This is a genomic window from Aminobacter sp. MSH1 (assembly GCF_003071665.1).
Lineage (GTDB): Bacteria > Pseudomonadota > Alphaproteobacteria > Rhizobiales > Rhizobiaceae > Aminobacter > Aminobacter niigataensis.
On the sequence record NZ_CP026265.1, the window covers coordinates 627,546 to 635,000 of the forward strand.

Genomic DNA, 7,455 nt, shown 5'->3' on the forward strand with positions numbered 1-7,455 from the left:
TCCACCAGACACCGGCATGGTCAATGCCCCACGCCGAGATAGGCCTCGATGACCTTGGGGTCCGCCTTGACCACCTCGGGGGTGCCGTCGGCGATCTTGTGTCCGTATTCGAGCACCACCACGCGGTCGGACAGGTCCATGACCACGCCCATGTCGTGCTCGATCAGCGCGATGGTGGTACCGAAATGCTTGTTGAGATCGAGGATGTAGCGGCACATGTCCTCCTTCTCCTCGATGTTCATGCCGGCCATCGGCTCGTCGAGCAGCAGCAGTTCCGGCTCCATCGCCAGCGCGCGGCCAAGCTCTACGCGCTTCTGCAGGCCGTAGGGCAACTTGCCGACAGGGGTCTTGCGGATCGACTCGATCTGCAGGAAGTCGATGATGTCCTCGACCACGCGCCGATGCTCGATCTCCTCGCGCATTGCCGGGCCGTAACGCAGCATCTGCCAGAAGAGTCCACGGTGCATCTTCAGCGTGCGGCCGACCATGATGTTGTCGAGCGTGCTCATGCCGCGGAACAGCGCCACGTTCTGGAAGGTGCGGGCGATGCCTTGGCTGGCGGCCTGATAGGGCCGCATGCGCGGACGGGTCTTGCCCTTGTAGGTGATGCGGCCGTGCTGGGGGTGGTAGAAGCCGTTGACCACGTTCAGCATCGAGGTCTTGCCGGCACCGTTGGGGCCGATAATGGCACGAATCTCGCCCTTGCGGATGTCGAAGGACACGTCGGTGATGGCCTTCACCCCGCCGAAGGACAGCGATACGCCATCGACCGCCAGCAGTGTTTCGGGTGCGTTCATGCGGCGACCCCAAGCTTGGCGACTTGCGCAACCTCAGCCTCGGCGATGCGGACCCTGGCGGATATGATACCCTTGCGGCCGTCCTCGAAGGTCACTTCGGTCGAGATGTCGGCGGCCTCCGAGCCATTGTAGAGCGCGTCGACCAGAGGCTTGTAGCGTTCGGCGATGAAGCCGCGCCGCACCTTCTGCGTGCGCGTCATCTCGCCGTCGTCGGCGTCGAGTTCCTTGTGCAGGATAAGGAAGCGCTTGATCTGCGCCGCCGCCATGCGCGGCTCGGCGGCCAGTGCCCGGTTCACCTCGGCGACGTGACCGGTGAACATTTCATAGACCTCGGGGCGCTGCGCCAGCTCCTGGTAAGAGCCGTAGGCGATGTTCTTGCGCTCCGCCCAGTTGCCGACCGCCGTCAGGTCGATGTTGAGCATGACCGTGACGAAGTCGCGGTCCTGGCCGAAGGCAACGGCTTCCTTGATGTTGGGGAAGAACTTCAGCTTGTTTTCGATGTATTTCGGCGCGAACAGCGCGCCCGAGCTCAGCTTGCCGACATCCTTGGCGCGGTCGATGATGGTGAGGTGGCCGTCGGGATCGAAGAAGCCGGCGTCGCCTGTCTTCACGTAACCTTCCGGGGTGACCGTTTCTGCCGTGCGTTCAGCGTCCTTGTAATAGCCGACGAACTGGCCGGGTGAGCGATAGAGCACCTCGCCATCGTCGGCGATGCGGATCTCGACATTGGGCGTCGCCGGCCCGACCGTGCCGGCGCGGATCTGCCCGTCAGGCTGCGCGGTGACATAGAGAAAGGCCTCTGTCTGGCCGTAGAGCTGCTTCAGGTTGAGGCCGAGCGACCGGTAGAAGGAAAACAGGTCCGGTCCGATTGCCTCGCCGGCCGTGTAGGCGACGCGAATGCGGGAAAAGCCGAGCACGTTCTTCAGCGGTGCGTAAACCAGCAGGTTCCCGATCGCGTAGCCGAGGCGGGCGCCGAGCGGCACGGTCTCGCCGTCGAGGATCTTTTCACCCCAACGCCTGGCTACGCCGATAAAGTAATTGAACATACCGCGCTTGAGCGCTCCGGCATCCTCCATGCGGATGGTGATCCGGGTCAGCAACGTCTCGAACACGCGCGGCGGCGCGAAATAGAAGCTCGGTCCGATCTCCTGCGTGTCGGCTTCCGCCGTTTCCCGACTTTCGGGACAAGCGACGCAGAAGCCCGCGACCATAGACTGGGCATAGTTGAGGTAGTGATCGCCGACCCAGGCCAGCGGCAGGTAGGCGAGCACTTCGTCGCGGTCGGTGAGCTTGTCGAAGGTGACGGTATCGCGCGCCGCCGCAATCGAGCCGCCGGCGGTCAGCAGCACACCCTTGGATCGGCCTGTCGTGCCGGAGGTATACAGGATGATGGAGATGTCGCTGGCCTGACCACGATCGCGCTCGGCATCGACCGCCCTTGCAGCAGCCGGATCGGTCCGCAGAAGCTCGCGGCCCTGCTCGATGATACCGCCGATGGCGTGGAGCCGGCTGTGATCGTAGTCGCGCAAGCCGCGCGGCTCGTCATAGAGAACGGTGCGGAGCTTGGGCACGCGGTCCTGGACCGAGATCAGCTTGTCGACCTGCTCCTGATCCTGCACCGCCGCAAAGGCGACGTCGGCGTGGTCGAGCACATAGGCCATCTCGTCCGCGACCGCATCGGCATAGACCGGCACGGGGATCGCCCCCAGCCATTGCGCGGCGAGAATGGTCCAGTACATGGCCGGCAGGTTCGCGCCGATGACGGCGATGGTCGCGCCGCGCTCCAGACCGAGTTGCTGCAAGCCGGCGGCATAGGCGCGGATGGTTTGGGCCAGCTCGCTCCAGTCCCATGTCCGCCAGATGCCGAGATCCTTGTGACGCATCGCCGGGCGGTTGGGCCGCAGGCGAGCATGCTCGCACAGCAGCTTGGCAAACGTATCGAGCTCGCGCGTTACGCTCCCTTGTGCCAAAGGCACGCCTCCCGTTTGTTCCCTCGTAGATCGCCGGGTGTTCCCGGTCGTTGGATCGAAGCTCGCAACCTTGGCAGGCTTTTTCAAGGGCTGGCTTGACAGACAGGACGCCAATGTTCAGTCTTGGGTACCGGCCTTGTGCCCCTTGAGCGCTATTTCACGCCGACATATTTGAAATCATTGATATTTTAGCGTCCAACGTCACAGTGACTGCCACGTCACTCGCCGTAGCCGCGCAGCTTTTCCAGATCCAGGATCGTAACGCCGCCGCTCTCATTGCGGAGCAAGCCGGCCTTTTCCAGTTCTTGCAGGATTCGGTTGGCTACAGGCCGCGACACGCCGGCCAGCAAACCGATCTCCTCCTGGCTGATGTCGATGTGCGAACCGACGAAGGGACTGATCACCGGGTTGAACAGCGAGGCCAGGCTGCGCGCCACCTTGCCGGTCGAATCGAGCGTACGATCATGCTCGACCTGCGCAATGAACTGCCCGAGCCGCTCGTTGATGAGCCGTACCAGCAGCCGGTCGAAGGCGACGCTGTTTTCGAAGAGCCAGAAAAATGTCGAGCGGTTGAGTAGTGCCACCTGCGTACGCCGCAGGGCAAGAACGTCATACTGGCGCGGCTCGTCCTTGAGCAACGACCCTTCGCCGAACCAGCAACTCGGCGGCAGGCCGGCATAGGTCACGGCCTTGCCCGAGGTGGTGATCGAACCCAGCCGCAACAGTCCGCTGACGACGCCGATCCAGTTGTCGATGCGATCGCCGCGATGGATGAAATAGGTCCCCGGCTCAAGGATGCGCAGCATGATGCCGCGACGCGCACGCTCACGCTCATCCTCCGGCAGTTCCCGCGCCCAGAATACCGACGACAGAAATTGTTCCGGGCTTATCACGCGCGCTCCTGCACACTGCCATGAAGGACGTGCGTACCATGCGGTGTGTGCCCTCGTCACGCCGGGAGGTCAGCTAATCGCCGCCAATCCGCTCTGCATTGCGAAATTTGGCCTTGAGTTTCTCGCGTCCGGCAATTAGCTAGTCGCTACCAGGCCGGGCCCCTCTGGCAGTCCATCAGGACTGTGATGTCGGACTGGACGTTCCAATCCGGGTGGCCTGGCTTTTGAAATCCCTACGCTGTAGCAGCACTTTTTGACACGCGCGGAATCCGCGTTGCCTACGGCTATGATTGCAAGCCGCGCCGCCCCCAGCTGAAAGCAAAGGGTGCCGCATGACAGAATTTTTCACTCCCGAAGCAATGACCGCTCTATTCCAGGTGATCATGATCGACCTGGTCCTGGCGGGTGACAACGCGATCATCATCGGCCTTGCCGCTGCAGGCCTGCCCAAGGACCAGCGCGCAAAGGCCATTCTCATCGGCATTGTTGCCGCAACCGTGCTGCGCATCGGTTTTGCCGCGGCTACCACCCAGCTGCTGCAGATCGTCGGACTGCTGTTTGCCGGCGGCGTGCTGCTGTTGTGGGTGTGCTGGAAGATGTGGCGCGAGCTTCGCCAGAACCATGCCGAGGAAACGCAGGCCATCGAGGCGCTTTCGGAAAGCGACATCGACAAGGACGGCAAGGTTGCAGGTGCTGCCCCGCGCAAGACCCTTGGCCAGGCAGCCTGGCAGATCCTCATCGCCGACGTGTCCATGTCGCTCGACAATGTGCTCGCCGTCGCCGGCGCTGCGCGCGACCATCCCAACGTTCTGGTCTTCGGTCTTGTCCTGTCGATCGCATTGATGGGCATTGCCGCGAGCTTTATCGCCAACCTGCTGCAGAAGCATCGCTGGATCGCCTATGTCGGCCTGGCGATCATCCTCTATGTCGCCGGCGAGATGATCTATCGCGGCGCCCACGAATTGATGCCCTTCATTACCGGCTCCTGAGAGCCCGGCAGGCTGGCCGGAGAAGCCTCTCTGGCCAGCCTTTGCCACATGATCAGGCCCGCTTCACGCGGGCCTTTTTCATGACCGCAAGGCACCTGGAATCAGCCTCTGGCATTGGAGCGGTCAACGCCAAGACACGATGCCGGCCCATCGACTGCTCACTTTTCTTTCGCCGCTACTCGCCCAGGCGCTGGTCGCATTCGACGGTGGGCAGGCTTCTCTGGCCTTCGACGGTGCGACGCGCTTCGGCCCGCAGGACCGCACCTATATCGCCGGCACTAGAGGCAGCCTGTCGAGCACCGGCCCCGACCTCGGCATTCAGGCGATCGTATTGACGACCATGGCCGGCACGGCACGGCCGGAACTCGCAGGCAGTTGGTTCAACGACGGCTTTGCCGGCACGATGGGGGAGCTTCTGTCGGCCATCGAAGACGGCCGCGAGCCGCTCAACGGTGCCCGGGCCAATCTGCGGAGCCTTGGACTGACCTTCGCCGCGATCGCCTCGACGCATCGCGGCACACCGGTCGTGCCCGGCGCCGTTCGCAGCCTGGCAGAAGTGAAGCGCTCCGCTGGCTGAAGCCGGCGCTTGATACGACAAAGTCCCGCCGGTTTTCACCGTGCGGGCCTTTTTGATTTTGGAGCCAGGATTCTGTCTTTTCTGTCCGGCTTTGTCGGCGTTGGCCTGCTTGGGGGCGGCTGATGCGGTTCCAATCGGACCGTCACCTGGCAGCCAAATACAAAAAGCCCCGCTCGAGGCGGGGCTTTTTGTATTTGGTTGCGGGGACAGGATTTGAACCTGTGACCTTCAGGTTATGAGCCTGACGAGCTACCGGGCTGCTCCACCCCGCGCCACCATTTTCGCAAGCTGTGCCTGCGGATATTCCGGCGATTCCTTGCTTCATGTAGGCATTTGCCCACGCGATTGCGAGGATTTCAGGCTGTCTGCCAATGGAAAGGGCCGCTTGCGCGGCCCGTCTACCCGTTGGCGGGCCTTGGTTTGTATCGAGAAGATTGCAACATCGCGTTGCGATGCGTGGATTTAACGTGCGTTTGGCAGACCTGGCAGCGACTTACTCTCCCGCGTCTTGAGACGAAGTACCATCAGCGCTGGAGCGTTTCACGGCCGAGTTCGGAATGGGATCGGGTGCAGCCGCTCCGCCATAACCACCAGGTCGGCAAAACGCACGTTGTTCGAGAAGCTTTTTGAGCGAAGGAGCGTCAAGAGGCGTCGACAGCGGAGCTGTCGGGTGCCTCTCAGGCTGTTCGCTGGTCTTTGTGTGCCTTTTTATCCTGCCTTTCGGCAGCGATGAGCATTAGGAATGAGAACGATCAAGCCTATCGAACTATTAGTACCGGTAAGCTTCATGCGTTGCCGCACTTCCACACCCGGCCTATCAACGTGGTCGTCTTCCACGGTTCTCAGGGAATACTCGTTTTAAGGTGGGTTTCCCGCTTAGATGCCTTCAGCGGTTATCCCGTCCGGATATAGCTACCCTGCTATGCGGCTGGCGCCACAACAGGTCCACCAGAGATCCGTCCATCCCGGTCCTCTCGTACTAGGGACAGATCCTTTCAATATTCCTACACCCACGGCAGATAGGGACCGAACTGTCTCACGACGTTCTGAACCCAACTCACGTACCGCTTTAAATGGCGAACAGCCATACCCTTGGGACCTGCTCCAGCCCCAGGATGCGATGAGTCGACATCGAGGTGCCAAACAACCCCGTCGATATGGACTCTTGGGGGTCATCAGCCTGTTATCCCCGGCGTACCTTTTATCCGTTGAGCGATGGCCCTTCCACACGGGACCACCGGATCACTATGACCGACTTTCGTCTCTGCTCGACTTGTCAGTCTCGCAGTCAGGCGGGCTTATGCCATTGCACTCGACGACCGATTTCCGACCGGTCTGAGCCCACCATCGCGCGCCTCCGTTACTCTTTAGGAGGCGACCGCCCCAGTCAAACTACCCACCATACATTGTCCCGGACCCGGATAACGGGCCGCGGTTAGACATCCATAGAGATAAGGGTGGTATTTCAAGGGTGGCTCCACCAAGGCTGGCGCCCTGGCTTCAAAGCCTACCACCTATCCTACACATGCCACTACGAATGCCAATGTAAAGCTATAGTAAAGGTGCACGGGGTCTTTCCGTCTAACCGCAGGAACCCCGCATCTTCACGGGGAATTCAATTTCACTGAGTCTATGCTGGAGACAGCGGGGAAGTCGTTACGCCATTCGTGCAGGTCGGAACTTACCCGACAAGGAATTTCGCTACCTTAGGACCGTTATAGTTACGGCCGCCGTTTACTGGGGCTTCGATTCAAAGCTTGCACCTCTCCTCTTAACCTTCCAGCACCGGGCAGGCGTCAGACCCTATACGTCGTCTTGCGACTTCGCAGAGCCCTGTGTTTTTGATAAACAGTCGCTACCCCCTGGTCTGTGCCACCCTCCACATGCTTGCGCATGAAAGGGTCACGCTTCTTCCGAAGTTACGCGTGCAATTTGCCGAGTTCCTTCAGCATAGTTCTCTCAAGCGCCTTGGTATACTCTACCAGTCCACCAGTGTCGGTTTCGGGTACGGTCTATAATGGAGGAGCTATTTCCTGGAACCGCTCCGCTGCCGGGATCAATCCAATAAGACCCGACAACTTGTGCGATCCGTCACTACCTCCAGGCCCACGAATATTAACGTGGTTCCCATCGTCTACGCGTTTCCGCCTCGACTTAGGGGCCGGCTAACCCTGCTCAGATTAGCTTTAAGCAGGAACCCTTGGACTTTCGGCGGGGGTGTCTCTCACA

At 61.0% G+C, this 7,455-nt stretch carries 5 protein-coding genes, 1 tRNA gene and 2 rRNA genes (1 of these 8 cut by a window edge); 2 read left to right on the plus strand and 6 right to left on the minus strand.

The window, feature by feature from the left end; genetic code table 11:
- Positions 1-20: 20 nt before the first annotated feature.
- The 3 genes from CO731_RS03015 to CO731_RS03025 form a co-directional block, all read right to left on the minus strand.
- Positions 21-797 carry an ABC transporter ATP-binding protein gene (locus CO731_RS03015; RefSeq protein ID WP_108605899.1) on the minus strand — a complete coding sequence of 259 codons (777 nt, stop codon included), beginning with the start codon at positions 795-797 and terminating at the stop codon, positions 21-23.
- Entirely contained in the window at positions 794-2,767 is a 1,974-nt protein-coding gene (locus tag CO731_RS03020; RefSeq protein ID WP_256371654.1) for an AMP-binding protein, read from the minus strand. Before CO731_RS03020 ends, CO731_RS03015 begins: the two co-directional genes overlap by 4 nt.
- A 218-nt stretch (positions 2,768-2,985) precedes the next feature.
- Entirely contained in the window at positions 2,986-3,660 is a 675-nt protein-coding gene (locus CO731_RS03025) for a Crp/Fnr family transcriptional regulator (protein WP_245439590.1), read from the minus strand.
- Between the two features lie 332 nt (positions 3,661-3,992).
- Between CO731_RS03025 and CO731_RS03030 the strand changes: the two genes are divergently transcribed.
- Both CO731_RS03030 and CO731_RS03035 read left to right on the plus strand, forming a co-directional pair.
- Positions 3,993-4,649, plus strand: coding sequence for a TerC family protein (locus tag CO731_RS03030; RefSeq protein ID WP_108605901.1), 657 nt, complete (start codon positions 3,993-3,995; stop codon positions 4,647-4,649).
- Between the two features lie 139 nt (positions 4,650-4,788).
- The gene (locus CO731_RS03035) at positions 4,789-5,226 is read left to right on the plus strand and encodes a hypothetical protein (protein ID WP_245439591.1); all 438 of its coding nucleotides are present in this window, start codon (positions 4,789-4,791) and stop codon (positions 5,224-5,226) included.
- A gap of 195 nt (positions 5,227-5,421) precedes the next feature.
- Here the strand turns inward: CO731_RS03035 and CO731_RS03040 are convergent.
- From CO731_RS03040 to CO731_RS03050, 3 genes are all read right to left on the minus strand, one after another.
- Positions 5,422-5,498: transfer RNA gene (locus CO731_RS03040), tRNA-Met, on the minus strand.
- Positions 5,499-5,706: 208 nt separating this feature from the next.
- Positions 5,707-5,821 (minus strand): 5S ribosomal RNA (rrf, locus tag CO731_RS03045).
- 153 nt (positions 5,822-5,974) lie between these two features.
- A 23S ribosomal RNA gene (locus CO731_RS03050) occupies positions 5,975-7,455 on the minus strand; it runs 1,333 nt beyond the window's last position.

Bases quoted from the DNA above. Each gene is read 5' to 3' on its own strand.
- CO731_RS03035 (WP_245439591.1), top strand. From the start codon at position 4,789: ATGCCGGCCCATCGACTGCTCACTTTTCTTTCGCCGCTACTCGCCCAG.
- CO731_RS03015 (WP_108605899.1), bottom strand. From the start codon at position 797: ATGAACGCACCCGAAACACTGCTGGCGGTCGATGGCGTATCGCTGTCC.
- CO731_RS03030 (WP_108605901.1), top strand. From the start codon at position 3,993: ATGACAGAATTTTTCACTCCCGAAGCAATGACCGCTCTATTCCAGGTG.